Raw genomic sequence first — 25,702 nt, forward strand, 5'->3', positions numbered from 1 at the left:
CGCTCGGACTGCGACTCGTCTCGTTCAAATCCCGCTCCGTCTCCGGTCACGCGTTCACCGGAGACGCGCGGCTAAACCTGCGCGTCTCGGTTCTCTGAGAATGCGGTGGAACTGGGATTTGAACCCCACTCGCTCCGCTCACGTCGTTCGCTCCGCTCCCTGCTTCAAATCCAAGTTGACCGAATCGACGCTCACGCCGGCGAGCACGCGCTACGCGGTGCTCGCCGAGTTGTTCGCGTCAGAATGCGGTGGGACTGGGATTTGAACCCAGGATTCCGTGAGGAAACCTGCTTTCAAGGCAGGCGCGTTAGGCCACTCCGCCATCCCACCTTCACACGGGGATTTTGAGTCGGATACCTAAGAGTTGTCGCTTCGCTCAGTCGCGGACGAGTTCCAACACGCCGTCGGTCGGTTCGACCCGAAGCCCCTTCTCGAAGACGAACGTCGTCGTGTGCTCGGGGACGAGGCGCTCGGATTCGACCCGCGAGCGGAGCATCGGCACGACCGTGGCGAGGTCCGCACCCGTTTCGAGGACCGGAAGCATCGGGACGTAGTCGAGGCCGTGACCCGCGTCGTCGGCGTGGCGAGCGAGCGTCTCGACTTCCGGCTCCGCGTAGGCGTCGGTGAAGTCGATGGGGTCGAGGAAGCCCGAGAAGTAGACGCGCCCCTCCGTCGAGGGGCCGAGGACGACCGGCGTGCTCCGGAGCTTCATCGCCGCGCTGTCGAGGTGCGTGCGGCCGAGCAGCGGCGCGATGGGTCGAACGACTGCCGCCGAGTGGACCTCCTCCTCGTTGAGCAGATGCGAGACGGTGTTACCCGCGCGGGCGGAGAACGTCGAGCCGACCTGCGGTTCGAACCGCGCGTCGTCGGTGCCGCCGAGGGCGTCGGCGACGACGCTCCGAATCTCGGCTTCCGAGTCGTGGTCCCCGGCGAACTCGTCGGGGAGGTCGTCCTCGGCGCGGTAGTTGACGAGGAGGTCGCCGCCCGACCGCTCGACGGCGATACAGACGTCTTTGAGCATCGCGGCGTAGAGGTCCGCGGCTTCGGCCTCCGAGAGCGGACTCGTCTCCGCGAGTTCCGAAAGCACCAGTCCCGGCCGCGGCGGTTCGGCGAGTACGGCGATGACCGTCATACCCTCCCCTCGCGCCGGGGAACCCTTGAACCCGCCGCTTGCGGGACGCGGCCCCGGACGCGACGGGAATCGTCCGCCCGACTCAGCGACTCTGCCGTCCCTTCGTCTGCCGGTAGTCCCGGCCGAACACGGACTCGCGGACGTGTTCGACGAACGCCTCGGCGTCGGCGTCGGTCAGGCGCTCCGGCTCCTTCATCGGGACGAGTTCGAAGCCGCGGCCGCGGATGGTCGTCGCGTGCTCCGCGTCGACGTCGAAGCTGTCGGCCGCGCGCGTGGTGTAATCGAACGCGAGTGCCTCCAGCGCGGCCTGTCCGACGGGGACGATGATGTGCGGGTTTATCATCCGAATCTCCGCGTTCAGGTACGGCTCGCAGGTCGCCACTTCGTCGTCAGTCGGCCCGCGGTCGGGGTGTCGACAGCGCGTGAGATACGTGAAAAAGACGTTCTGTACGTCCGGCTCGTCGGCGTCCGGGTCGGACCGCACGAACCCGAGGTCGCCGAGGATGCGCTGGACGCGCTTTCCGGCCTCGTCGCCGGTAAAGGGCACGCCGGTCCGCTCCGCGGCCGCGGTCGGGGCCTCGCCGACGAACAGGAACTCCGCGCCCACGTCGCCGTAGCCGTGGACGACCTGCTCGCGCGTCTCGCAGAGCCCCGAGCAGTTCGTGCAGTCGGTGTCCATCGAGAAGGGGTTCCGGAACTGGCGTTGGTGTGCGTCCACACCCTCGAATTCGGCTCCGGGACCAAAACCCGCCCGGTCCGTGCAGATAGTCCATCACTCTCGACCCCGCCCCTGCACCGTCCGTCCACCTCTCGCTGACGGGCTTCGGCCGAGCCGGCGGTGGTGCGTGGTGAAAGTGAACGCGGGACGAACAGGCGGACTCGTGGGTGAAGACGACGCTGTCGCTCGAATCGCGGAATCGGGAAAAGCGGAAGTGAACCGAGCGGAGGCGAACGCGAGTCGGTCGGCGGCAGTTCGGTGGTCAGAGCGGTTCAGCGGTCGATGCCGCCCTGCGCCTTGATGTCCATGATGTGGCGGACGTTCAGGTAAATCTCCTCGGGCGAGGTGTCGCCGTCGGGGTCGTAGAGGTCGCTGACGCGGTAGAGGATGGCCGACACCTGCCGGCTCTCGGAGGACTCGCCGTAGATGTCGTCGGCGATTTCGCGGAGGAACGCGACGCGCTCGGGGTCCGCGGGGAAGTCGGCGTCGGAGTCCGGGGCCATCTCCCAGTCGACCTCCTCGGCATCGCCGTCGGTGTCCGCCCCGGCGTCAGCGTCGGTGTCCACGTCCGCGTCAGCGTCGGGTCGCCCGTCGTCGCTCATCGCTCGCTGACGCTCCGCCGCTGGACGATACCGACCATGTCGGCGATGTTCTCGGTCATCACGCGGAACGCGTCGGCCGTCTCGTCGTCGTCTTCGAGGACGATGGGCTTGCCGCCGTCGCCGCCCTCGCGGACGGCCGGGTCGAGCGGGAGCGCCCCGAGGAACGGCAGGTCGTTCGAGGCGGCGAACTCGCGGCCGCCGCCCGCGCCGAAGATGTCGTGGCGGTTGCCGCAGTCGGGACACCGGAACGTGCTCATGTTCTCGACGATGCCGAGGACGTTCGTGTCGTGCTTGCCGAACATCCGGAGGCCCTTGTTGGCGTCGTCGAGGGCGACGTTCTGCGGGGTCGTGACGATGACCGCGCCCGTGAGCGGGAGCGTCTGGAGGATTGATAGCTGGGTGTCGCCCGTGCCCGGCGGCAGGTCGAGCACGAGGTAGTCGAGACTGCCCCACTCCACGTCTTCGACGAGTTGCGTGAGCAGTTGGTGGACCATCGGGCCGCGCCAGATGACCGGGTCGTCGTCGCCGACGAGGAACGCCATCGACATGAGCTTCATCCCGTACTTCTCGGGCGGGACGATGGTCTGGTCTTGGGTCGCCTGCGGCGCTTCCTCGGCGGCGACCATCCGCGGGACGTTCGGCCCGTAGATGTCGGCGTCGAACAGGCCGACGCGCGCGCCGAGCTTCGAGAGCCCCGCCGCGAGGTTCACGGCGACCGTCGATTTGCCGACGCCGCCCTTCCCGGACGCGACGGCGATGATGTTCTTCACGCCGGGAAGCACCTCCTCGTCGGGGTCGCGGTCGGTCGGCACTTTGGCGGTGAGGTCGACCTCCAGCCCGTCCTCCGCGAGTACCTCGCGGATTCGGCGGCCGATATCCGTCTCCGCCGGGGAGTACGGCGCACCGAGCGCGAGCGAGATACGGACGGTGTCGCCGTCCACCTCGACGGCGTTCACCAGTCCGAGCGAGACGACGTCGTCTCCGAGGTCGGGGTCCTCGACCGCGCGCAAGCGGTCGCGTACGTCGGCTTCGTCCATGTCCGTCACTCCGGCGGTGCGGCCGATAAGGGTTTTGTAAGGTCTCGTCGCGCGGTGACGGTCGCAGGCGACGACCCGACCGACACCGGCTTCGAGACGCCGAGAGCGTAACGGATTCCAGTTACCACGCCACGGTCATCGACAGCGAATTTATCAACGTACGCTCCCAGGATTCGGTATATGGTGCTGGTGGACGACTTCGGCCGCGAGGTAACCGGCGTTCGAATCTCTCTGACCGACCGGTGTAACTTCGACTGCGTCTACTGCCACAACGAGGGGCTGGGCGACACCCGCGGGCCGATGGACGCCTCGGACGAGGAGATGAGCGCCGACGACGTGGTCAGATTTCTCGAAGTCGTCGAGGAGTACGGCGTCGAGAAGGTGAAGTTCACCGGCGGCGAGCCGATGCTCCGCGCGGACCTCGAAGAGATAATCCGGCGGACGCCGGACTCGATGGAGACGTCGCTCACCACCAACGGGACGTTCCTCGGTGACCGCGCCGAGGACCTCGTCGCGGCCGGCCTCGACCGCGTGAACGTCTCGCAGGACGCCCTCGACCCCGAGGCGTTCGCTCAAATCACGAAGTCCGGCGCGTACGACAAGGTGATGGAGGGCGTCAAGGCCGCCGTCGACGCCGGCCTCACGCCCGTGAAGCTCAACATGGTCGTGTTCACGAAGACCGCGGGTCACGTCGAGGAGATGGTCGAGTACGTCGCAGAAAACCCGGGGTTACAGCTCCAACTCATCCAGTATATGCCCGAACTGACGGGCAAGCCGGAGTGGAACATCGACATCGAGCGCGTCCACCGGTGGCTGACCGACCTCGCCGACGAGGTGGAGGTCCGCGATATGCACCACCGCCGCCGCTACTACGTCGGCAAGGGCATGGTCGAAATCGTCGACCCCGTCGAGAACCCCGAGTTCTGCGCCAACTGCCATCGCGTGCGCGTGACGCACGAAGGATACCTGAAGGGCTGTCTCAACCGCAACGACGACCTGCGCCCGATGGGCGAGATGACCCGCGAGGACATCCGCAAGACGTTCGAAGCGGTCGTCGAAAACCGCGTGCCGTACTACGGCGAGTACCTCGTCCGCGACGGCGACGACGGCTGGACGATAAACGAAGAGTACATCGGAGCCTGAGCACGCCCCTCCGACGCGCGAGTTTTTCTCCTCCGGGGACCTCTCGGGGCGCATGACTGTCACCGTCGAGCGAGTGGTTCTCGCGACGGACGGAAGCGCCTCCGCGGCGACCGCCGCGGCCCACGCGCTGTTTCTCGCCCGCGTCCTCGACGCGTCGCTCCACGCCGTCTCCGCGACCGGCACGCCACAGTCCTCCGCGACCGAGACGACCGAAACCGAAACCGCCGGAGCGTCCGCCAGCGCCGCCTTCGAAGCGGAGGAAGCCGTCGGCGCGGTCACGCGTCGGGCGCTCCTCGCGGGCGTTCGTCTGACTTCGGAAGTCGTCGGTGGACCGGTCGCGACAGCGGTCGAACGCGTCGTCGGTGACGGCGACCTCCTCGTTCTCGGCCGCCACGGCCGCTCGGGTCCCGGTCGGTTCCTCGTCGGGTCGGTCGCGGAGCGCGTCCTCGACGCGCCGCCGGTTCCGACGCTCGTCGTCCCGTCGGCGTCACCCCGGCCGACGTACCGGCGGGTGGCGCTCCTCGCCGCCGACGGAGCGCCGTCCGCGTCGGCCGAGACGCTGGCTCGTCGCATCGCCGCGGCGACTCGCGGGGTTCTCGAACCGCTCGCGGTCGTCGACGAGCGCGGTGCCGAAACCGCGTCACGCGAGGCGCGTCGGACGCTCGAAACCGAGGCGAGAGCCCGCGTGAACGCCGTCGCCGCCGCGGCCGCGAGAGACGCCGTCGAGTCAGGCGGAACCGTCCGAACCGGCGTCCCCGCGGCCGAACTGCTGGCGCACGTCAAACGGACGGGAGCCGACGCGGTCGTCCTCGGCGTCGGTGGGGACGACGAGGCTCGGCTTGCGGGGTACCGTGCCGCCGGAACCGTCGTCAGTCGCGTCGTCCGCCACGCCGAGGTTCCGACACTCGTCGTCCCACCGAGCGCGGGCGACGGCGAGACTTCCGGGCCGCGCGGGCGACGATGAAACGCCGAATCCGTTTGTAGTTCTGTTTGATTTATACGTGCTCACCACAAACCGTCGCGTGTTGCTCGGGCGTGCGGGCGGTCGCAACGGACCGCCCGAACCTCCACAACCCGAACCGTCGCATCCGTTTACCGCTCCCCGGCCGCTGTATCGCACGCGAACTGGCTCCGGCTTCCGACCCCGACCACGACTCCACCGACGCTTTACGAACGGAACTCTCATGAGCGAATCCCAATCGAGTCTACGTATGTCCGCACTCACGAAACTCCGCCCCTGGCTCGCCGCGATACTCGGCCTCGTCATCACGGGCCTCGGGCATCTGTACCTGCGACGCTGGCGGCGGGCCGCGTTCTGGGTGCTTCTCACGTTCGCGGTGTCCGCGCTGTTCGTTCCGGCGGAGGCGTTCGACCCGCTGACCGGCGGTGCGGTCATCCCGCCGTCGGAGTTCGCCGCGGTGCTCAGGGAACTGGTTCCCATCCTCGTGGTGAGTTTCGCGAGCGTCCTCGACGCCTTCTTCCTCGGCTTGCGGCAGGCCGCGGCGCGGGCGGACCGCCCCGCCGTCGAAGATGCCGAGGAGTCGGCGGCCACCGTCACCGACCCCGTCGCCGACCCCGACGCGGACACCGTTACGTGCCCCGAATGCGGCCGCGAGGTCGACGCCGACATCGACTTCTGTCACTGGTGTACGACTCCTCTCGACGACCCGACCGACCGCTGAGATGCCACCGTGGGGTCGAAAGAGTGCCCCCATCCGCACCCCCGACGGAGTCCACGCCGAACTGACGCGACCCGACCTTACCGCTCTTTCTCGACGAAGTCGACGACCGCCTGCGCGCCCTGAAATCCGTCGGCGAGGCGGTCGACGAGTTCGCCGTCCTCGAACAGGAGGAGCGTCGGGACGCTCCGAATCGTGTACCGCTCTGCGACCGACATATCCGTCTGCGGGTTCAGCATCGCGACGACCACGTCGGTTGCTTTCGAGACGTTCCCGAGGACGGGTTCGATGCTCTGACACAGCGTACAGCCCTTCGTGTAGATGTCGAGGAGGACGCGGTCGTGTTCGGCCACGAGGGCGTCGAGTTCCTCGACGGTGTCGATTCGAACGGGCTTCGTCGGCGCGGTCGCGGGCTCTGTCGAACTCATTGCCGGGGATACGTAACCGTCGTTCTTATGATTTTGGAGAGGTGGTGTACCATACCACGATTCGGCGGCGAGCGGCGGTGAATCGGGCTGTCACGCGAGGTTCCTTTCGTGATGTTTAAGTAATGCCCCCGTCTCGTAACGGATGCAATCGATGTAGGGGAATGTCGTCCCCGAGTCCGGAAGGGCGAAACTAACACGACCGAAGTGTTGCGGTAGCCAAGCCTGGCCCAAGGCGCTGGGTTGCTAACTCAGTGGCGTCAAGCCCCCGGGGTTCGAATCCCCGCCGCAACGCTCACAACACGACTTCCAAAGTCATGAGTGCAGAAGAACCACAGGACGGCTCTCCGGAGGAGGAAGAGGACCTCCGTTACTTCATCCGAATTGGTCAGACCGACCTTGACGGAACGAAGACGGTAGAGCGCAGTCTGTCGGATATGAAGGGTATCGGCAAGCGCACAGCGCGCATCATCGCCGACGCCGCGGAAGTGGACCGAACGGCGCTGTTCGGTAAGCTCCCCGAAGGCGAGATCGACGCCGTTGTCGATGTCGTCGAGAACTTTGAGGACCACGCCCCCGAGTGGATGGCAAACCGACGGAAGGACTTCTTCTCCGGTGACACCGACCACATCACGGGTTCGGACCTCGAAGAGAAGCGGCGGCATGATATCAACCGCATGAAAATGATCAGCTCCTACAAGGGCGTTCGACACCAGCGCGGCCAGAAGGTTCGCGGCCAGCGGACGAAGTCCACTGGACGTACCGAAGGCACCATCGGTGTCAACGTCGAGGAGATCAAGGAGGCGCAGGCTGAAGAATGACGACGGGTAACAACACCAAGTTCTACGAGACCCCGAACCACCCGTTCCAGGGCGAGCGCATCGCGCAGGAATCGGACCTCCTCTCTCGGTACGGTCTCAAGAACAAGGAAGAACTCTGGCGCGCGCAGTCCGAACTGCGCAACCTCCGCCGCGAGGCGCGACGCCTCCTCGGCGAGGCCCAGGGTGACGTCGAAGAAGCCGAGTCGCTCGGTGCCGAGTTCATGGCGCGCATGCGCCGCTACGGCATCCTCTCTGCGGAGGACGACATCTCCCAGACGCTGCGTCTCGACGTGACCGACATCCTCGAACGTCGGTTCCAGACGGTCGCTTACCGCAAGGGGCTCGCACAGACGCCCCAGCAGGCCCGTCAGTTCATCGTCCACGGTCACGTGACCGTCGGCGGTGCGCGGACGACCGTCCCCTCCCGCAAGGTCGAGGTCGACGAAGAGGACACCGTGGCGTTCGACGAAACGTCGAAGCTCGCGGACGAACTGCACCCTGAGCGCGCGGAGGCCCAAGAATGAGCGAATCCGAAACCGGTGACAAGTGGGGCATCGCCCACGTTCACGCATCGTTCAACAACACGCTCATCACGGTGACCGACATCACGGGCGCCGAGACGATTGTCAAATCGTCCGGTGGTTCCGTCGTCAAGCAGAACCGTGACGAGGCATCTCCGTACGCGGCCATGCAGATGGCAGAGAGCGTCGCCGACCAGATTAAGGCGGCGGGCATTGCCGGTCTGCACGTCCGCGTTCGCGGTCCCGGTGGCAACGGTAACAAGAGCCCCGGACCCGGCGCACAGGCAACGATTCGCGCCCTCGCTCGCGCCGGTCTCGAAATCGGTCGCATCGAGGACGTGACGCCGATTCCGCACGACGGAACTCGCGCGCCGAAAAACAGCCGACTCTAACACACCATGGTAAACGACTTCCAGGTCGAGTTCATCGAACGCGAAGACCGACGCGCCCGTTTCGTCGCGCGCGGTCTGACCCCGGCGCTAGCCAACGGCATTCGCCGGGCGATGGTCGCCGACGTGCCGACGTTCTCCATCGACACCGTTCGGTTCGTGGAGAACACCTCGGTCATGTTCGACGAGATGATCGGGCTTCGTCTCGGTCTGGTTCCGTTGACCACGCCTCTCGACGACTTCGAACCCGGTGACACCGTCACCGTCGCGCTCGAAGTCGACGGGCCGGCAACCGCCTACTCCGGGGACATCGAATCCGCGGACGACATGGTCGTCCCGGCGGACGAGAACATCCCCATCATCGAGCTGAAGGAGGGCCAGCGCCTCGAGTTCGAGGCCGACGCCGTCCTCGGCTACGGAAAGGACCACGCCAAGAACCAAGGCGGGGTCGCCGTCGGCTACCGACACCTCCAGCGCGTGGAGGTCGTCGGCGACGCCGGCGAGTTCGATGAACAGGAGCCGAACATCCTCCGCGGCGTCATCGAAGAGGCCGCGGCGGAGCACGCCGAGGGGGACGCCGCAGACGGCGACCTCGTCGCGACGGAGACGTTCGGCAACGACCTGACGGAGCGGTACCCCGGAAAAGAGGTCGAAGTACACGACGTGCCCGGAGCGTTCGTCTTCAGTGTGGAGACGGACGGTTCGTTCGACGTCGACGAGCTCGTGACGCGCGCCGTCGCCTCCTTGGGTGACCGCGCGGCCGAACTCGAAGAGAAGGTCGCACTGTAAGAATGAACACTGCCCCGTCTCAACACCGGCGTTCGCCCGCCCCGCGAGGGGTCACAACCACCGATAGTGTGGCGTGTGACTCCCTCACGGCGGCGGGTCGGACCGAAGGTGTTTTTACGGGGCATGAAGTACAGCGGAATGCTTGCAGGGATAGCCAAGTCTGGCCAACGGCGCAGCGTTCAGGGCGCTGTCTCATAGGAGTCCGCAGGTTCAAATCCTGCTCCCTGCACTCCGCTTTCTCTCTGGAGGTAGACAATGAGTAAGACGAACCCGAGACTCAACAGTCTCATCGCCGAGCTGAAGGCGGTCTCGCGTGAGTCCGGTGCCAACGTCTGGCAGGATGTCGCGGACCGTCTCGAAAAGCCACGGCGCACCCACGCGGAAGTCAACCTTGGTCGTATCGAACGATACGCTCAGGAAGACGAGACCGTCGTCGTGCCCGGCAAGGTGCTGGGTAGCGGTGTGCTGCAGAAGAACGTCACAGTCGCGGCCGTGGACTTCTCGTCCACCGCTCGAAAGAAGATCGAGCAGGTCGGCGACACCGTGACGCTAGAACAACTCGCTGAACAGAACCCCGACGGGTCCAACGTACGGGTGATCCGATGAGCCTCGCAGAATTCGACGCAGACGTCGTCGTCGACGCTCGAAACTGCATCGTCGGTCGCGTCGCCTCGGAGGTCGCACAGCGCGCCCTCGCGGGCGAGACGGTCGCCGTCGTCAACGCGGAAGACGCCGTCATCACGGGCTCGGAAGAGGACGTGATGGCCAAGTACAGAAAGCGCGTCGAAGTCGGTTCGGACCAGGGTCCGTACTACCCGAAGCGTCCCGACCGCATCTTCAAGCGTGCCATCCGCGGTATGCTTCCGTACAAGAAGCCCCGCGGCCGCGAGGCGCTCTCGAACGTCCGCGTCTACGTCGGCAATCCGTACGACGAAGACGGCGAGATGCTCGAAGACACCTCGCTGGACCGCCTTTCGAACATCAAGTTCATCTCGCTCGGAGAGGTCTCCGAGAAGCTGGGTGCTAACGTCACATGGTAACGAACACGTCCGGTAAGAAGAAGACCGCAATCGCCCGCGCCACCGTGCGCGAAGGCGAGGGTCGAGTCCGAATCAACTCCCAGCCGGTCGAGCTGGTCGAGCCGGAGATGGCCCGCCTCAAGATGCTGGAGCCGTTCCGCATCGCAGGCGAGGACCTCCGCTCGCAGGTCGACATCGACGTGCGCGTCAACGGCGGCGGCGTGGCCGGTCAGGCCGACGCAGTCCGCACCGCGCTCGCTCGTGGGCTGGTGCAGTACCTGAACGACGCGGAGCTTCGCGACGCGTACATGGAGTTCGACCGCTCGCTTCTGGTCAACGACGTTCGCCAGTCCGAACCCAAGAAGTGGGGCGGACCGGGCGCACGCGCTCGTTACCAGAAGTCCTACCGCTGAGGTGATCTAACCATGATGATTCCCGTCCGGTGTTTCACCTGCGGCACAGTGATCGGCGAACACTGGGACGAGTTCAAAGCCCGTGCTCGCGAGGGAGACGAGGACCCCGCTGACGTCCTCGACGACCTCGGGGTCACGCGTGCCTGCTGCCGGCGGATGATGGTGTCGCACAAGGACCTCGTGGACGTCGTATCCCCCTACCAATGATGCAACGGTACAACCGATACGAGAAGGCACGCATCCTCGGCGCACGAGCGCTGCAGGTCTCCTACGGGGCACCGGTTCTCGTCGATTCGGAACAGACAGAACCGATATTAATCGCCGCTGAGGAGTACGACGCAGGTGTACTTCCGTTCACCGTCAAACGAGAGGGTAAGTGACAACATGACTCGAATCACATCCGTAGCTCTGCGCCGCGTGCTCGACTCCCGTGGAAACCCGACGGTCGAAGCCGACGTACTCACCGAATCCGGTGGGTTCGGTCGCGCTGCGGCCCCCAGCGGGGCATCCACCGGCGAGTACGAGGCAATCGAACTGCCGCCGACCGAAGCAATCGCCGCCGCGCGGCGACACGCCGTTCCCCGACTCGTGGACGAGGTCCACGCGGGCAACCAGCGCGAGGTCGACGCGACGCTCCGCGCCGCCGACGGTTCCGAGAACTTCTCGGAAATCGGCGCCAACAGCGCGGTCGCCATCTCGATGGCGGCGGCCAAGGCCGGTGCCGACGTGCTCGGTGCGCCCCTGTACCAGCATCTCGGCGGCGCGTTCCGCGGCGACAACTTCCCGACGCCGCTCGGGAACGTCATCGGAGGCGGTGAACACGCCAAGGAAGCGACGAACATCCAGGAGTTCCTCGCCGCGCCGGTCGGCGCGCCGAGCGTCTCCGAAGCCGTCTTCGCCAACGCGAAGGTCCACGCCCGCGCGTCCGAGATTCTCGACGAGCGCGGCGTGCCCGCCGCGAAGGGCGACGAGGGTGCGTGGGCACCGCCGGTATCGGACGCCGAGGCGTTCGAAATCATGGGCGAAGCGGTCTCCGACGTCGAGGACGAACTCGGCTTCGAGATCGGCTTCGGTCTCGACATCGCCGCCTCGGAGATGTTCGAAGACGGCGTCTACCACTACGGTGACGAGACGAAGACGACCGACGAGCAGATCGACTACGTCGCCGAGATGGTCGACGAGTACGACCTCGTCTACGTCGAAGACCCCCTCGACGAGAACGACTACGAGGGCTTCGCGGAACTCACAGAGCGCGTGGGCGACCGCACGCTCATCTGCGGTGACGACCTGTTCGTCACCAACGTCGACCGTCTGCAGGACGGCATCGACGTGGGCGCCGCGAACTCCATTCTCATCAAGCCGAACCAGATCGGGACGCTGACCGACGCGTTCGACGCCGTCGAACTGGCCTCCCGAAACGGGATGGACGCCGTCATCTCTCACCGCTCCGGTGAGACCGAAGACGCGACCATCGCACACCTCGCCGTCGCAACCGACGCGCCGTTCATCAAGACTGGCACGGTGCAGGGCGAGCGAACCGCCAAACTGAACGAACTCATCCGCATCGCGGACGACGCAGTATGAGCGACAACGAAAACGACGCGGTGGAGGTCGCCGACGAGGAACCCGAGACGGAGACCGAAGCGGTCGCCGAGACGGAACCCGCCGAGGCCGCCACCGAAGACGAGACAGCAGAGACCGCCGAGGCGGCCGACGACGCCGCCGAGGCCGAAGAAGCAGAGCCGGAACCGGCCTTCGACGAGGACGTCATGCCCGACGAAGACGCCGACCTGCTCATCCCGGTCGAGGACTACCTGGCCGCCGGTGTCCACATCGGTACCCAGCAGAAGACCAAGGACATGGTCCGGTTCATCCACCGTGTCCGCGACGACGGGCTCTACGTGCTCGACGTCAGCCAAACTGACTCGCGAATCCGCACCGCCGCGGACTTCCTCGCGAATTACAGTCCGGAGCAGATTCTGGTCACGTCCTCCCGCCAGTACGGTCGCTTCCCGGCCGAGAAGTTCGCCGACGCCGTCGGCGCTCGCGCCCGCACGGGCCGCTTCATCCCGGGTACCCTGACGAACCCGGACTACGCCGGCTACATCGAACCCGACGTGGTCGTCGTCACCGACCCGATTGGTGACGCACAGGCCGTCAAGGAGGCCATCACGGTCGGCATCCCGGTCATCGCGATGTGCGACTCCAACAACCAGACGTCGAACGTCGACCTCGTCGTCCCGACGAACAACAAGGGTCGACGCGCGCTGTCGGTCGTCTACTGGCTGCTGGCCAACGAGACGCTCGACCGCCGCGGCTCCGACACCGTCTACGCCCTCGAAGACTTCGAGGCCGAACTGTAGTCCGGGACGACCTTCCGATTCGACTTTTCTGACACTCGCCCAGTGAGCGGCGGCGCCGTCGCTCAGCTCGGTGCAGCCACGACGCCACCGACGCGAGTCGAGTCGACGCCACGCGAGACCGCGGCTCCGCGTCCGCCACAAACGGCTTTGTGCGTTGTTCCCATAGATAAACACATGAGCAAACTCCTCCATCAGCTCACTGTGAGCGAACTCGCGGACCGGTTAGACGCGGGAGAGTCGTTCACCGTGGTCGACACGCGGCCGCCCGAGAGCTTCGAGTCGTGGCACATCGAGGGCGCGGTCAACGTCCCCTTCCACCCCGTCGACGGTCTCGGCGGCGACTGGGACTGGGACCGCGTCGGCGACCTCGTCGGTGAGGGGCCGGTCGTCGCCATCTGCGGGAAAGGGTTGTCTTCGACGTCGTTCGGGTTCGAACTGGCCGAACGCGGCTACGACGACGTGGAGGTCGTCAAAGGCGGCATGGAAGACTGGAGCAAGCTGTACGAGGTAGTCGAACTCGACACCGGCGACGACGATTTGTTCGTCGCGCAGGTCCAGCGCCGCGCGAAGGGCTGTCTCGGCTACGTCGTCGGCTCGCGGTCGGCCCGCGAGGCGGTCGTCGTGGACGCCACCCGGCAGATTCACGAGTTCGAACTCGTCGCCGCCGACGCCGGGATGACGGTCGCTGGTGTGCTCGACACGCACGTCCACGCCGACCACGTCTCCGGGGGACGGGCGCTTGCCGACCGCCTCGGCGTGCCGTACTACCTCGGGGCGGAGGCGACCAACCGCGACGTAGCCTACGAGTTCACCGCGCTGGACGACGGCGAGACGCTGGCCGTCGGCGACTACGATATCGAGGCGATGCACGCGCCGGGGCACACATCGGACATGACGAACTACCTCGTCGACGGTCGGTTCCTCCTCACCGGCGACACGCTGTTCGTCGAGTCGGTCGGCCGGACGGAGCTCCAGTTCGGTGATTCGGACGCCGCGACGGGGGCGGAACTCCTCTACGAGACGCTTCACGACACGCTGTTGTCGCTGCCCGACGAGACGCGCGTCCTCCCCGGCCACGTCTCCGTCGGGGCGGACGGGCGCTACGGCGTCGCCGCGCCGGGCGAACTCGTGAGCGCGACGCTCGGCGACCTGCGCGAGGGACTCGACTTGCTGTCGATGGATGAGTCGGCGTTCGTCGCCCGCGTCACCGAGGACACGCCCGAGAAGCCCGCGAACTACGAGCGCGTCATCGACATCAATACCGGGCGGGCCTCGGTCGGCGGCGAGGAGGAGGCGACTGAACTCGAACTCGGACCGAACAACTGCGCCGCCTGAGCCGACCGTCCGGCATCGGTCGGTGATTCGAGGCTTTTCAGGGCGGTATCGGTCGGTTCAGGACAGTTCGACCGCGCCTAACCGACCGTCGAACAGGTCGTGGTCGAACCACGCCATGCGCCGGTCGCTGTATCGAATCTCGGGACCGAGCGACAGCGCGGTGCGCGCGCGGTCGAGGTCGGTGACGCCGACGAGGAACGCACACGGCCCCTCACCGACCTCGTCGATGCGCGCGTCGAGCGCGCCGTCGCCGGGTTCGCACAGGGCGAGCGGCGTGCCCGGAAGCGTGGCGAACTCGGGAAACGGGCCGTTGATATCGACCGGCGAGGGGTACCGGTGTCGCCGGGCGAACAGCGCCGCGGTCGCCTCGCGGTCGCGGGTGGCGACGACGACGGTCTGGAGGCCGCGAAGCGAAGCGTCCGGCGCGGCCTCCGGGACGCGGTAGCCCCGCGGGGTGCGGTCGTGAATGAAAAAGGGGAGTCGCTGGTCCGACCCCTCGAAACACATGTCCCACTCGACGAGGCGGCCATCCGGTCGGGCGCGGGAGGCCTCGTGCGGGCCGTCGACGGGGAGGCCGGCGTCGATGGCGGTCTTGGCGCTGGCGGCGGCGTCGTCGGTCTCCAGACACCACGCCGCGGGGCCGGCGTCGGCAGCGAGGTAGTCGGGCCAGAAGCCGGCGTCCGTGGCGTCGGTCCCGAGCGTCGGCGCGATGAGTTCGAGGTACGACCCGTCGGGGAACGGCACGACGGCCATGTGGGTCGTCCCGGTCCCGTGTTCGCCGCCGTACGTCGGCGTCAGTCCGACCTCGTTCGCGGCCGCCCGGAGTTCGTACAGTTCGGTCCCACCGAACGCGACGTGGTCGATGGTTCGGTCCATACGCCTTCCACGTCCGACTCGGTATAGTGCTTGGGGGGCGGTCCTGTCTGCGAGTTAGCGAGTCAGACTTCCCCGACCGAAGCGTTTTGCGTCCGGCCCACCACGATACGGTATGAACCTCTTTCGGAGCGTCAGAGCGGTCGCGGACGCTTCGGCAACCGGCTCCGGCACCATCGACTGGGACGCCGTCGCCGAGGCCGCGAAGTCCGCGACCGACCCCGGCTCGCTCGACCTCACGGACGCCGAGCGCGCGGGCTACGCGGCAGACGTTCGCGACGCGCGCGACCGCCTCGCGGCCGTCGCCGAGGTCGAGTTCGACGTGCCCGAAGTCGTCGAAGTCCAGAACCGCCACCACTGGATAGACGCGAACGTGGCGACGTTCCGCCGGGTGATGGTCCCGTTCGAGGAACACGGCCCCACCGTGCTCCCCGGGTTCACGCGCGCCGTCAACACCGGTTCGTTCGCGTTCGTCCTCTCGTTTCTCGGCAACAACGTCCTCGGGCAGTACGACCCGCTGCTCCTCGCCGACGGCGACGACGACCACGGCCTGTACTTCGTCCACCCGAACATCCGCCGGGTTGCCGACAGCCTCGACGTGGACTACCCGCGGTTCCGCCGCTGGATAGCCTTCCACGAGGTGTCGCACGCCGCGGAGTTCGGCGCGGCCCCGTGGCTCTCGACGCACCTCGAATCGCGGATGCAACGCGGGGTCGACGCCCTCGTCGACGGCGACCTCGACCGCGACGCCTTCCGCGAACTCGACACGGCGATGACCGCCGTCGAGGGCTACGCGGAACTGCTGATGGACCGGGCGTTCGACGACGACTACGAGGACCTCCGCCGGAAGCTCGACGAGCGTCGGCAGGGCGGCGGCCCGGTCGCCAAACTCGCGCGTCGGCTCCTCGGACTCGGCCTCAAGCGCCGGCAGTACGAACGCGGCGCTCGCTTCTTCGAGCACGTCGCCGACGAGCGCGGCGTCGCCGCCGCGTCGCGGGTGTGGGACCATCCGGAGAACTTACCGACCGACGCGGAACTGGACGCGCCCGAGCGATGGGTCGCCCGGGTGTCGCCCTGAGGGAGGCGTCGCTACCGGCGGTTCACCGCGGTGAACTCGCGGCTCCACCGCCGCAGATACCACGTGAGGAGCCCCCCGATGACCACCCCACAGAGCAGCGCGACTGCGGCCTGAACGAGCGTCGCCCCCGCCTGCACGGCGACGAGCGCGGCCGACGCGCCGACCAGCAGGATGAAGCCGATTTTGAGTCGGTTGTTGGCGAGTCGCGTCTCCTCGTCGCTCATGCTCGAACCGACCATCGTCCCTCCGAAGTCGCGCCGTGCGGGGGGTTCCGCGACCGCCCGCCGAGCCTATCGTCCATATCCGTGTATTGGATGCCGAGGGTTTGAAACCGAGGTTCTCACTGGAAGCCGCGGTCGACGCCGTCGGACTCGATGAGGTCGTCGAGGTCCGACGAGAGCAGTTCGTCGGCGTCCGTGAACTCCTCCGCGAGGTCGTCGAGGCGGTCTGGCCGGGCGTCGAACTCGTAGTCCATCGGGCCGAACGCCGGACTGTCGAGCGCCTCCATCACGTCGGTGAAGAAGTCGTCGGCGGTGGTCGGCGCGTCGGCGTGGACCTTCACGGTCTCTTCGAGCCGCCGCGCCATCGACTCGGCCTGCGACTCGTCTTCGGGCGGGTTCTGGACGGCGAACCGGCCGGGGGTGGCCTCGCCGTCGCCGTCGTCGCGCCGACGCGGGAACAGCGGGTCGAGGTCGTCGTCGATGCGGCGGGCGACGCGAGCGCCGACGCCGCGGACCTCGTAGGGGGTCTTCGCGTACGTCTTCAGCTGGTAGACGCCGGCGTCGGGATGGGCGAGAAAGAGGTCCTCGCCGAGGCTCCGGCGGCGACTCCCCGCGACGGCCCGCCACGCGTCGGGGTCGCGGTCGCGGCCCGCGTCGACGACCTCCGAGAGGGTGTCCTGCCAATCTCTGACGCGCATGGGTGTGCGTACCGCGCGGGAGAGAAAGAGCGTGACGGTCGCGGGGGTTCGGGTGCGCCCCGTCGCGGGCGCACGTCCGATCCCCGGGTTCCACCGACGGCTATTTGCCCGCGCCTCACCGACGGTTTCGACGTGAACCTTCGCGGTCCGCTCGTCGAGGTCGGCGAGCCGCGCGACGTCGAAACGAAGTACGGCGAGCGCTCGCTGGCGGAGGTGACGCTCCGCCCCGAACGCGGCACGGGCGAGCCCGTAACCGTCACCCTTTGGGGGAAGTGGACCCACGCCGCCGAACACGCCGAACCGGGCATGGACATCCTCGTCACCGACGCCGAGGAGTCGGAGTACCGCGGCGAGACGACGTACTCGACGGGTTCCGAGTCGTTCGTCGTCGTCGAACCCGACTTCCTCGTGGACGTGACCGACATCCGCTCGTGGGTGCAGTGCTCGCGGATGTACTACCTGAACAAGCTCTCGGGCATCCCGCTGAACTACCCGGTAGTGAAAGGGACCATCGTCCACGACGTGTTCGGCGACCTCCTCCGCGGCCGCGACCTCGACTCGTCCATCGACGAGCGCATCGACGAGCGCGGCCTCGAACTCGGCTTGCTCGGCCGCGAGGTCGACGAGGTCGCGGACGAGGTGCGCCGCAACGCCGCCGCCATCGAGGGCTGGCTCTCGCAGGGCGTCCTCACGGACGAAGACGAGTGGCGCTCGGAGTACACCCTCATCTCACCGACGTTCGGCATCAAAGGCCGCGCCGACGCCCTCCGCCGGGGGTCGCCCGTCGAACTCAAGACCGGCAAGAACCTCAACCGCGACCCGCGGTTTCAGGACAAGATTCAGGCCGCCTCCTACGCGCTCATCCTCGAAGAGCGGGGCGTGCCGGTCGATACGGGGACGCTCCTCTACACGAAGAACACGACGCTCGACCGCACCGAGGAGTCCGGCGACCTCTCGCCGGCGAAGGACTTCTCCATCGGCCGCGGCCTCCTCGAGTTCGTCGTCCGCACCCGCAACGAAATCGCGGCGATGGAACACGACGCGTCGGTGCCGACCGGCTACGAGGTGAACTCGAAGTGCGAGTACTGCTTCGAGAAAGACACCTGTATGGTCGTCTCCGGGAGGCTCGACCAGGAATCGAAAGCCGGCGCAATCGGCACGCCGGTCCCCGAGGACGAACGCGACTACTTCGACCGCTTCTACCGCGCCGTCGAAGAGGAGCGCCGGGCGGTCCACAAGGAGTACCGCAAGCTCTGGGACCAGAACGCCGAGGAACGTGCCGACGACGACCGGGCGCTCATCGGCCTCGAACCCCTCGGCCAGACCGAGCGCCCCGACGGCACGTGGGAACTCCGGGCGAAGCAGACCGACGACGCGGTGTCGAAACTCCGCGCCGGCGACGTGGCGCTCGCCAGCGACGGCCACCCCGTCGAGGGGCACGCCGAACTCGCGCGCATCGTCGAACTCGGCGACGAAATCGTCGTCACGACCGACGAACCCGTGCCGCTCCGCCGCCTCGACGTGTACCCCTCGGAACTCACCGTGGACCGCCTGCTCACCGCGCTCCACGACGCGGTGCTCAAGGGCTCGCCCGACCGGAAAGACGTGCTGTTCGGCCGCCGCGACCCCGAGTTTGCGGACCGCTCTGTGGGTCGCACGTTCATCGACAACAACGAGAAACAAGACGAGGCGGTCAGTCTCGCGGTCGACGCCGACGACCTCGCGCTCATCCACGGGCCGCCGGGGACGGGCAAGACCTACACCATCGCCCGGACCATCCGCGCGCTCGTCGAAGACGGCAACCGCGTCTTGCTTTCGGCCTTCACGAACCGCGCGGTCGACAACGCGCTGGAAGCCCTGCGCGACCAGGGGTTCGACGATATCGTCCGCGTCGGCACCGAATCGGGCGTCCGCGAGGACATGCAAGACGTGCGCCTCTCCCGTAGCGGCGACCCGAACGCGCTCGCCGCCGCCCTCCGCGACGCGCCGGTCGTCGCCGCGACCACCGCCTCCTGCGGGTCGCGCGTGATGCGCGAGCAGTCGTTCGACGCCGCGCTCGTCGACGAGGCGTCGCAGATAACCGAACCCGGGACGCTCGCCGCCGTCAACCTCGCAGACCGGTTCGTCCTCGTCGGCGACCACAAACAGCTGCCGCCGGTCGTCCGCGCCGAAAACGACCTCCAGACATCGCTGTTCCAGCGACTCATCGAGACGTACCCCGACGCCTCGGTCATGCTCGACCGCCAGTACCGCATGTCCCAGCGGATTCAGGCGTTCGCCTCGAAGGAGTTCTACGACGGCGCGCTCCGCCCGGCCACGGGCGCTGTCGCCGCCCAGCACCTCCGGGACCTCGGCGTCGACACCGCGGACCTCCCCGCCGAACTCGCGGACCAAGTCGCCTTCGTCGACCCCGACGGTCGGCGCGTCGGCAACACGAACCCCGTCGAAGCCGACCGCGTCGCGGAGGTCGTCGCCGCCTACGAGGCCGCCGGCGTCGACACCGACGACATCGGCGTCATCGCCCCCTTCCGAGCGCAGGTCGCGGAAATCTCCCGACGAACCGATGCCACCGTCGACACGGTCGACCGGTTCCAGGGCTCCTCGAAGGAGGTCATCGTCGTCTCCTTTGTCGCCACCGGCGAGTTGGACGGCCCGCTGTTCGAGGACCACCGCCGCATCAACGTCGCGCTGACGCGGGCGAAGAAGGCGCTGTGTCTCGTCGGCGACGCCGACGCGCTCGAATCCGACCCGTTCTACGACCGGATGCTCGCGTGGGCGCGGCGGTAGGCGTCTCCGCGGCTCCTCGGCCGCGAACCGCCGGCCCGCCGGCCCGCCGACCCGTCAGTTCACGTCGATGCCGAGGTCGGATTCGTCGTCGTTGATTTCGGCTTTGACGCGCTCGTGGAACTCCCGGAGCGCCGCGCTCTCGTCTTCGGCGAGGACCACGTCGCTCGCGGTCAGCGTGGCGAGGCCGAACGCCCGCGGCGTCGGTGACGAGACCTGCTGGCCGACCACGTCCACGTCGCCCGCCCGAATCGCCGCTATCGCGTCCTCGATGGCGGCGAGGTTCAGTTTGTCTTCGAGAATCTCGCGGTAGGTCTCCTCCATCACGGCGAACTCGTCGAGGTCCTGGGCGAACGACAGCAGCATCTCGGAGGAGACCTGCTGTTGGGCGGCGGACTTCTCGTAGCCTTTGTAGCGCTTGAGAATCATGAGCGAGCGCGTCGCGTTGATGCGGAAGTAGCGCTTCAGGAGGTCGGTCCCGTCGAGGGCGGCCCGGAGGTCGTCCTCGACCGTCTCGGGGTCGAGGTCGCGGAGGACGCCCGCGAGGTCGACTTTGCGGTTGAGCGGCATCGACAGCGAAAAGCCGTTGTCGGCGACGGCGACCTGCACGTTCGCGTTCGTCCGGCGGGCCGCGTGGTACGCGAGGAGCCGCGAGAGGCCGTCGTTGAACCGCCGGCCGTAGGTGCAGTGGACGTAGAAATGCCGGCGGTAGGCGTCGCGGTCGAGTTCGGTCTCCACGACGAGTCTGTCGGGGGTCGCCACGCTCTCTGGGCCGGCGTATCTGACCTGCTCGTCGAACATCCGCGTGACGGCGCGGACGCTGTTTTCGTCGAGCGGGAACTCCCGGAGCCACGACCTGACGGCGGGCGCGCCGCCCGCGTCGAGTCGGTCCACGAGGGCGGCCTGAAACGCTGCGAGTTCGCGGCCGAGGTCGTACGAAAGCGGCAGGCGCTCGGAGAACCACGAGGGAACCGTCGGGCGCTGTGCGGTGCGGTCGACGTACACTTTCGACCCGCGGCGGTAGCGGTAGGCGAAGTGGTCGCCGCCGAGGACGAACACGTCGCCTTTCTCCAGCGTGTCGAGGTAGCCCTCGTCGAGCGTGCCGACCCACTGGTCGGCCCCGCGGACCAGCACGTCGCAGGTGAAGGAGTCGGGAATCGTGCCGATGTTGGTCATGTAGATGACGCGGGCCATCCGGCCGCGCTTGCCGATGAGGGGTTCGCCCACGGGGAACTCCTCGTAGTGGTGTTCGCCGTCCGGCGGGTCGTTGGTGTCGCGCCAGATTTTCGCGTAGACGTTCTTGTCTTCGAGGCCGTCGTAGTCGGCGGTGAGATAGCGGAACAGGCGCTCGAAGTCGTCGTCCGAGAAGTTCCGGTACGGGTAGGCCCGCCGGAGCGTCTCGCGGAGTTCCGACTCGGGGCGAATCGCGTTGATTGCCATCCCGTACACCTGCTGGGCGGCCACGTCGAAGGCGTTCTCGGGGATGAACACCCGGTCGACGAAGCCGGCTTCGGCCTTCGAGAGCATCACCGCGCACTCGACGAGCTCGTCCCTGTCGAGGGCGATGACGCGGCCCTCGACCGTCTGGCCGAGTTGGTGGCCCGCACGGCCGACCCGCTGGAGGAGCGCGGCGACCGACTTGGGTGAGCCGACCTGCACCACGAGGTCGATGTGGGGCATGTCGATGCCGAGTTCGAGGCTCGTGGAGGTGGTGACGACGCGTAACTCGCCCGCCTTCAGCTTCGATTCTATCTCCTGTCTGCGCTCTTTCGAGAGGCTCCCGTGGTGGCAGCCGGAGTTCGACCCGTCGATGTCGTCGAACTCCTCGCGGAGGTTGTGGAGGACGCGCTCCGCGCCCGACCGCGTGTTGGTGAACACGAGCGTGTTCGTGTGCGAGGCGACGAGGTCGTGCAGGCGGTCGTAAAACCGGCTCTGGACCTCGCTTCGGGGCGTCCGAATGAGGTCGTCTGTCGGACACTCCAGTTGCACGTCGAAGTCGCGGACGAACCGCGTGTCCACGAGTTCGTAGTCGCGGGGTTCGCCGTCCTCGCAGCCGACGAGGAACTCCGCGACCGTGTCGAGCGGTTCGACGGTGGCCGAACAGCCGATGCGCGTCGGCGACGACTCGGCGAGGTCTTCCAGTCGCTCTAACGACACCGACAGATGCGTGCCGCGTTTGTTCTCCGCGAGGCTGTGAATCTCGTCGACGACGACGTACTCGACGGTTCGGAGCTTCTCTTTGAACTTCGGCGAGTTGAGCAGAATCGCCAGCGTCTCGGGCGTCGTGTTGAGGATGTGCGGCGTCTCCGACAGCATCTTCTGGCGGTCCGCCGAGGAGGTGTCGCCGTGGCGGATGGCGTGTCTGATGTCCACCGTCTCGCCGCGGTCGGCGGCGATGTCGGCGATGCCCGACAGCGGCTCGGTCAGGTTCCGGTGGATGTCGTTGGCGAGCGATTTCAGCGGCGAGACGTAGAGACAGTACACCGAGTTGTCGAGGCCGTCGGGGGATTCGCGCTCGCGGCGGAACAGCTCGTTGATGATGGCGGTGAAGGAGGCAAGCGTCTTGCCGGACCCCGTCGGCGCGCAGATGAGAGCGTTGTCGCCGTCGTGGATGCGGGGGATAGCTCCGCGCTGGGGTGGAGTGAAAAAGCCGCCGTTGCCGGGGACGAACTCACCGAATCGGTCGACCCACCACTCCTGGACGGCGGGCTCCAGCAGGTCGAGCACGTCCTCGTCGGCGACCGACACCGACTCGGGGTCGAACTCGTAGTCGCCGCCTCTCGACGCGAGAAGCGAGCGGCCGCGCCGGGTCATTACCTCGGGGTTAGCCTGCGCGGGTATGAGGGTTGTGCCTGTGCCCGCGGCGGCCGACCTGACGAGCACAAGGACTAACGCCGCCGCCGTGGTAGCTCTGCGCATGCGCGTCACGTTCCTCGGCACCGGCAGTGCGATGCCCGTCACCGGCCGCGCCCAGACCGGACTCCTCCTCGAATCGGACGGCAACGCCCTCCTCGTGGACTGCGGGTCGGGCGTCCTCGGTCGACTCGCCGAGACGGAAGTCGGCTACGAGGGTGTCTCGTCGGTCCTCCTCACGCACCACCACCTCGACCACGTCTCGGACCTCATGGCGCTCGTGAAAGCCCGGTGGCTCGCCGGCGCTGACAGCCTCGAAATCGTCGGGCCGGAGGGGACCGAGAAACTGGTCGAGGGGCTGTTCGACGTCCACGACTACCTGCGGGGCCGCCTCGACATCCAGGTTCGGGAGGTCGGCCCGACCGAATTCGGCATCGCCGGCTTCGACGTGATGGGGTTCGAAGTCCGCCACTCCATGCCGACGCTCGCCTACCGCTTCAGCAACGAGCGCGGCGAGGCCGACTTCGTCTTCTCGGGGGACACCGAGGCGTTCTCCGCCCTCGGCGACTTCGCCGACGGCGCGAGCGTCCTCGCGCACGACTGCTCGTTCCCGGACGACGTGGACGTGTCGAACCACCCAACGCCGTCGCAGGTGGGCGAGGCGCTCGCCGGGTGGGACATCGACTCGGTCTACCTGACGCATCTCTACCCGCACGCCGACCGCGTCACCGACGACCTCCGGGCGAGCGTGAGCGAACGGTTCGACGGCGAGGTTCGGGTCGCAGAAGACGGGCTGGTCGTCGAACTCTGAGTCCGCATCAGGGTCCGAGTCCGGGTCCGAAGCCGACTCCTCTCACTCTCCGCGGATGACGGTTCCCGGCGACTCGCCGGCGACGAACGCCGACAGTCCCTCGGGGCCGAAGACGTGCGCCGGCGCGCCGAGCGCGAGCAGTTTTCGCACTTTCGCGGCCATGCCGCCGGTCACGTCGGTGGAGTCCGACCCGCCGAGCGCGTCCGCCGCGTCCTCGAACGCCGTAATCTCGGGAATCACGTCGCCGTCGGCGTCGAGCACGCCGGGGACGGTCGAACAGAGGCCGACGCGGTCCGCGCCGAGCCCCGACGCGAGCGACACCACGAGGTCGTCGCCGCTGACGATGGTCGCGCCCTTGCCCGCGTGCGCGATGACATCTCCGTGGAGGACCGGGACGAAGCCCTCGTCGAGCATCGTCTCGGTCGCCGCGAGTGGAAGTGCCAGCGAGCCGTCGGTCTCGCGCGCGCCGACCGAAAGCGGGTGGACCGGCAGGGCCGCGACGCCGCGCTCTTCGAGGGCGTCGAGGACGGCGTCGTTGAGGCGCTTCATCGCGTCGTGGATGGCGCGGACGCCGCGGGCGTCGTGACTGCCGGTCTCCGAGGAGACGCCGTGTTCGGCGGCGTGGTGGTGGCCGAAGCTCCCGCCGCCGTGGACGACGACGACGCGGCCCGATTCAGCGAGGGTCGCGACCGCGTCTGCGGCGGCCGCCAGTCCCGCCTCGTCGACCGTCTCCGGTTCGTCCTTGTCGGTGACGACGCTCCCGCCGAGTTTGAGGACGACGAGGCTCACGCCGAGTCCGCCCCCGTCTCCGTCCCGTTCCCGTCGTCGGGGGCGCGCTCGCGCTCAGCCTCGCCCTCGGCGTCCGCGTCCGGCGGCACCTCGACTCTGACGCCCTCGGTGGCGAGTTCGGCGCGGAAGGCGTCCTCGCAGCCGGGGGTGAACCGGAGCGCGGTCTGCGTCTCGGGCGTCGGGTCCAGAGAGACGATACAGCCGCCGCCGCCCGCGCCGGTCAGTTTCGCGCCGTACGCGCCGGCCTCGCGGGCGGCCCACACCATCGAATCGAGCGAGCGCGAGGAGACGCCGAGGGCTTCGAGCAGGCCGTGGTTGAAGTTCATAAAGCGGCCGAGTTCGGAGAGGAGTTCTTCGGGCGGGTCGTCGGCGTCGGGGTCCGCCTCGGCCAGCAGTTCCTCGCCCCGGCGGACGATGTCACCGACGGTCGAGACGGTGTCGGCGGCGAAGTCGTACTCCTCGCGGAGCGCGCGGACGCCGGAGACGAGCGCGCCGGTGTCGCCCGCGCCGCCGTCGAAGCCGATGACGAACGGGAGCGGCGGCGCGTCGATGGTCCGGCAGTCGTCGCCCTCGACGCGGACGGCCCCGCCCATCGCGGAGCAGAAAGTGTCGGCTCGGGAGGCCTGTCCGTCTTGGACCTCGTGTTCGGCCTGGTAGGCGCGTTCCGCGAGTTCGCGGGGCGCGAGTTCGACGCCGAGTTCGCGGGTCGCGGCGTCGATGCCGGCGACGACGACCGCCGCCGAAGAGCCGAGGCCGGCCCCGAGCGGGATGTCGCTTTCAACCGTGATGTCGAAGCCGGCGTCGGGCGCGTCGGCGGCGGCCCGGGCCTGGTCGACCGCGGCGTCGATGTAGCCCATCGCGGCCTCCACGAGCGGTGCCGGAACGTCCACGTCGGGCCGGTCGCCGGTCGAACCGCGGTACTCGACGGTGAAGCCGTTGAGACTCAGGTCCTCGGCGCGGACGCGGACGTGGTCGTCGTCGCGGGCGGAGACGGTGACGGTCGCCCGGCGCTCGACCGCGCAGGGGACCGCCGGCTCGCCGTAGACGACTGCGTGCTCCCCGAACAGATACACCTTGCCGGGAGCGCTCGAAACGGTCATACCCCGGAGTTGCTACGGGATTCGCTTAAGGGTATCCGACTGCGGTCGAACACGGGGCCGCTCGCGGGGGTGGTCGTCGGCGGGAACGGTCGTAGAAAAACGGTGTTCG

The 25,702-nt window shown here is 67.7% G+C and carries 29 protein-coding genes and 3 tRNA genes; 20 read left to right on the forward strand and 12 right to left on the reverse strand.

Annotation, left to right across the window (positions count from 1 at the left end):
• Window positions 1-246: 246 nt before the first annotated feature.
• From ACSR87_RS01835 to ACSR87_RS01855, 5 genes are all read right to left on the reverse strand, one after another.
• Window positions 247-330, reverse strand: a tRNA-Ser gene (locus ACSR87_RS01835).
• A gap of 46 nt (window positions 331-376) precedes the next feature.
• Window positions 377-1,132, reverse strand: a complete 756-nt coding sequence (locus tag ACSR87_RS01840; RefSeq protein ID WP_498529301.1) for a hypothetical protein — start codon at window positions 1,130-1,132, stop codon at window positions 377-379.
• Between the two features lie 82 nt (window positions 1,133-1,214).
• Entirely contained in the window at window positions 1,215-1,850 is a 636-nt protein-coding gene (locus ACSR87_RS01845) for a uracil-DNA glycosylase (RefSeq protein WP_115861710.1), read from the reverse strand.
• 272 nt (window positions 1,851-2,122) lie between these two features.
• Window positions 2,123-2,452 (reverse strand): DUF7976 family protein, encoded by a 330-nt coding sequence (locus ACSR87_RS01850; RefSeq protein ID WP_004043035.1) that lies wholly within the window; start codon window positions 2,450-2,452, stop codon window positions 2,123-2,125.
• Window positions 2,449-3,489, reverse strand: coding sequence for an Mrp/NBP35 family ATP-binding protein (locus ACSR87_RS01855; protein ID WP_004043034.1), 1,041 nt, complete (start codon window positions 3,487-3,489; stop codon window positions 2,449-2,451). The genes ACSR87_RS01850 and ACSR87_RS01855 overlap by 4 nt, the downstream gene beginning before the upstream one ends.
• 180 nt (window positions 3,490-3,669) lie before the next feature.
• Between ACSR87_RS01855 and moaA the strand changes: the two genes are divergently transcribed.
• From moaA to ACSR87_RS01870, 3 genes are all read left to right on the forward strand, one after another.
• Window positions 3,670-4,632, forward strand: a complete 963-nt coding sequence (gene moaA / locus ACSR87_RS01860) for a GTP 3',8-cyclase MoaA (protein WP_498529302.1) — start codon at window positions 3,670-3,672, stop codon at window positions 4,630-4,632.
• A gap of 52 nt (window positions 4,633-4,684) precedes the next feature.
• Complete coding sequence (locus ACSR87_RS01865; protein WP_498529303.1) at window positions 4,685-5,596, forward strand: universal stress protein; 912 nt, start codon at window positions 4,685-4,687, stop codon at window positions 5,594-5,596.
• A gap of 247 nt (window positions 5,597-5,843) precedes the next feature.
• The gene (locus ACSR87_RS01870; RefSeq protein WP_498529304.1) at window positions 5,844-6,314 is read left to right on the forward strand and encodes a DUF7575 domain-containing protein; all 471 of its coding nucleotides are present in this window, start codon (window positions 5,844-5,846) and stop codon (window positions 6,312-6,314) included.
• A gap of 77 nt (window positions 6,315-6,391) precedes the next feature.
• On the opposite strand, the gene ACSR87_RS01875 is transcribed toward ACSR87_RS01870, so the two are convergent.
• Complete coding sequence (locus ACSR87_RS01875; RefSeq protein WP_008576160.1) at window positions 6,392-6,739, reverse strand: thioredoxin family protein; 348 nt, start codon at window positions 6,737-6,739, stop codon at window positions 6,392-6,394.
• Window positions 6,740-6,945: 206 nt separating this feature from the next.
• Here ACSR87_RS01875 and ACSR87_RS01880 point away from each other — a divergent pair.
• The 14 genes from ACSR87_RS01880 to ACSR87_RS01945 all read left to right on the forward strand — a co-directional run bounded on the left by ACSR87_RS01880 (window position 6,946) and on the right by ACSR87_RS01945 (window position 14,386).
• A tRNA-Ser gene (locus ACSR87_RS01880) sits at window positions 6,946-7,030 on the forward strand.
• Window positions 7,031-7,053: 23 nt separating this feature from the next.
• Window positions 7,054-7,557, forward strand: a complete 504-nt coding sequence (locus tag ACSR87_RS01885) for a 30S ribosomal protein S13 (RefSeq protein ID WP_498529305.1) — start codon at window positions 7,054-7,056, stop codon at window positions 7,555-7,557.
• Entirely contained in the window at window positions 7,554-8,081 is a 528-nt protein-coding gene (locus ACSR87_RS01890; RefSeq protein ID WP_008094949.1) for a 30S ribosomal protein S4, read from the forward strand. Before ACSR87_RS01885 ends, ACSR87_RS01890 begins: the two co-directional genes overlap by 4 nt.
• Window positions 8,078-8,470, forward strand: a complete 393-nt coding sequence (locus tag ACSR87_RS01895) for a 30S ribosomal protein S11 (RefSeq protein ID WP_004043027.1) — start codon at window positions 8,078-8,080, stop codon at window positions 8,468-8,470. Before ACSR87_RS01890 ends, ACSR87_RS01895 begins: the two co-directional genes overlap by 4 nt.
• A gap of 6 nt (window positions 8,471-8,476) precedes the next feature.
• Entirely contained in the window at window positions 8,477-9,256 is a 780-nt protein-coding gene (locus ACSR87_RS01900) for a DNA-directed RNA polymerase subunit D (RefSeq protein ID WP_089777465.1), read from the forward strand.
• Window positions 9,257-9,400: 144 nt separating this feature from the next.
• Window positions 9,401-9,485: transfer RNA gene (locus ACSR87_RS01905), tRNA-Leu, on the forward strand.
• Between the two features lie 26 nt (window positions 9,486-9,511).
• Entirely contained in the window at window positions 9,512-9,862 is a 351-nt protein-coding gene (locus ACSR87_RS01910) for a 50S ribosomal protein L18e (RefSeq protein ID WP_004043025.1), read from the forward strand.
• Window positions 9,859-10,296 carry a 50S ribosomal protein L13 gene (locus ACSR87_RS01915; protein WP_004061328.1) on the forward strand — a complete coding sequence of 146 codons (438 nt, stop codon included), beginning with the start codon at window positions 9,859-9,861 and terminating at the stop codon, window positions 10,294-10,296. Before ACSR87_RS01910 ends, ACSR87_RS01915 begins: the two co-directional genes overlap by 4 nt.
• A complete protein-coding gene (locus tag ACSR87_RS01920; RefSeq protein WP_004043023.1) occupies window positions 10,290-10,688 on the forward strand; it encodes a 30S ribosomal protein S9 in 399 nt (132 codons plus the stop codon). Before ACSR87_RS01915 ends, ACSR87_RS01920 begins: the two co-directional genes overlap by 7 nt.
• Window positions 10,689-10,700: 12 nt before the next feature.
• Window positions 10,701-10,895, forward strand: coding sequence for a DNA-directed RNA polymerase subunit N (locus ACSR87_RS01925; RefSeq protein ID WP_004061330.1), 195 nt, complete (start codon window positions 10,701-10,703; stop codon window positions 10,893-10,895).
• Window positions 10,892-11,068, forward strand: a complete 177-nt coding sequence (locus ACSR87_RS01930) for a DNA-directed RNA polymerase subunit K (RefSeq protein WP_004043021.1) — start codon at window positions 10,892-10,894, stop codon at window positions 11,066-11,068. Before ACSR87_RS01925 ends, ACSR87_RS01930 begins: the two co-directional genes overlap by 4 nt.
• Before the next feature lie 4 nt (window positions 11,069-11,072).
• Window positions 11,073-12,272 (forward strand): phosphopyruvate hydratase, encoded by a 1,200-nt coding sequence (eno, locus tag ACSR87_RS01935; RefSeq protein ID WP_004043020.1) that lies wholly within the window; start codon window positions 11,073-11,075, stop codon window positions 12,270-12,272.
• A complete protein-coding gene (gene rpsB / locus ACSR87_RS01940) occupies window positions 12,269-13,051 on the forward strand; it encodes a 30S ribosomal protein S2 (RefSeq protein WP_004043019.1) in 783 nt (260 codons plus the stop codon). The genes eno and rpsB overlap by 4 nt, the downstream gene beginning before the upstream one ends.
• Before the next feature lie 174 nt (window positions 13,052-13,225).
• Window positions 13,226-14,386: an MBL fold metallo-hydrolase gene (locus tag ACSR87_RS01945; protein WP_498529306.1), complete on the forward strand. Its 1,161-nt coding sequence runs from the start codon at window positions 13,226-13,228 to the stop codon at window positions 14,384-14,386.
• 57 nt (window positions 14,387-14,443) lie between these two features.
• Here ACSR87_RS01945 and ACSR87_RS01950 read toward each other — a convergent pair whose 3' ends face one another.
• A complete protein-coding gene (locus ACSR87_RS01950; RefSeq protein ID WP_498529307.1) occupies window positions 14,444-15,262 on the reverse strand; it encodes a VOC family protein in 819 nt (272 codons plus the stop codon).
• A 112-nt stretch (window positions 15,263-15,374) separates the two neighbouring features.
• Between ACSR87_RS01950 and ACSR87_RS01955 the strand changes: the two genes are divergently transcribed.
• A complete protein-coding gene (locus ACSR87_RS01955; protein WP_004061336.1) occupies window positions 15,375-16,337 on the forward strand; it encodes a zinc-dependent metalloprotease in 963 nt (320 codons plus the stop codon).
• An 11-nt stretch (window positions 16,338-16,348) separates the two neighbouring features.
• Here ACSR87_RS01955 and ACSR87_RS01960 read toward each other — a convergent pair whose 3' ends face one another.
• The gene (locus ACSR87_RS01960) at window positions 16,349-16,576 is read right to left on the reverse strand and encodes a DUF8527 family protein (protein WP_004043015.1); all 228 of its coding nucleotides are present in this window, start codon (window positions 16,574-16,576) and stop codon (window positions 16,349-16,351) included.
• Between the two features lie 101 nt (window positions 16,577-16,677).
• Window positions 16,678-17,256 (reverse strand): hypothetical protein, encoded by a 579-nt coding sequence (locus tag ACSR87_RS01965; protein WP_498529308.1) that lies wholly within the window; start codon window positions 17,254-17,256, stop codon window positions 16,678-16,680.
• 132 nt (window positions 17,257-17,388) lie between these two features.
• On the opposite strand from ACSR87_RS01965, the gene ACSR87_RS01970 reads away from it, so the two are divergent.
• Window positions 17,389-20,043 (forward strand): AAA domain-containing protein, encoded by a 2,655-nt coding sequence (locus tag ACSR87_RS01970; RefSeq protein WP_498529309.1) that lies wholly within the window; start codon window positions 17,389-17,391, stop codon window positions 20,041-20,043.
• A 54-nt stretch (window positions 20,044-20,097) separates the two neighbouring features.
• On the opposite strand, the gene ACSR87_RS01975 is transcribed toward ACSR87_RS01970, so the two are convergent.
• The gene (locus ACSR87_RS01975) at window positions 20,098-22,854 is read right to left on the reverse strand and encodes an ATP-dependent helicase (protein ID WP_498529310.1); all 2,757 of its coding nucleotides are present in this window, start codon (window positions 22,852-22,854) and stop codon (window positions 20,098-20,100) included.
• A 103-nt stretch (window positions 22,855-22,957) separates the two neighbouring features.
• On the opposite strand from ACSR87_RS01975, the gene ACSR87_RS01980 reads away from it, so the two are divergent.
• The gene (locus ACSR87_RS01980; protein ID WP_498529311.1) at window positions 22,958-23,704 is read left to right on the forward strand and encodes an MBL fold metallo-hydrolase; all 747 of its coding nucleotides are present in this window, start codon (window positions 22,958-22,960) and stop codon (window positions 23,702-23,704) included.
• Between the two features lie 42 nt (window positions 23,705-23,746).
• Here ACSR87_RS01980 and ACSR87_RS01985 read toward each other — a convergent pair whose 3' ends face one another.
• Window positions 23,747-24,493 carry an isopentenyl phosphate kinase gene (locus ACSR87_RS01985; protein WP_498529312.1) on the reverse strand — a complete coding sequence of 249 codons (747 nt, stop codon included), beginning with the start codon at window positions 24,491-24,493 and terminating at the stop codon, window positions 23,747-23,749.
• Window positions 24,490-25,593 carry a mevalonate kinase gene (gene mvk / locus ACSR87_RS01990; RefSeq protein WP_498529313.1) on the reverse strand — a complete coding sequence of 368 codons (1,104 nt, stop codon included), beginning with the start codon at window positions 25,591-25,593 and terminating at the stop codon, window positions 24,490-24,492. Before mvk ends, ACSR87_RS01985 begins: the two co-directional genes overlap by 4 nt.
• Window positions 25,594-25,702 lie beyond the last annotated feature (109 nt).

It is taken from the genome of Haloferax sp. SDI50 (genome assembly GCF_059802635.1).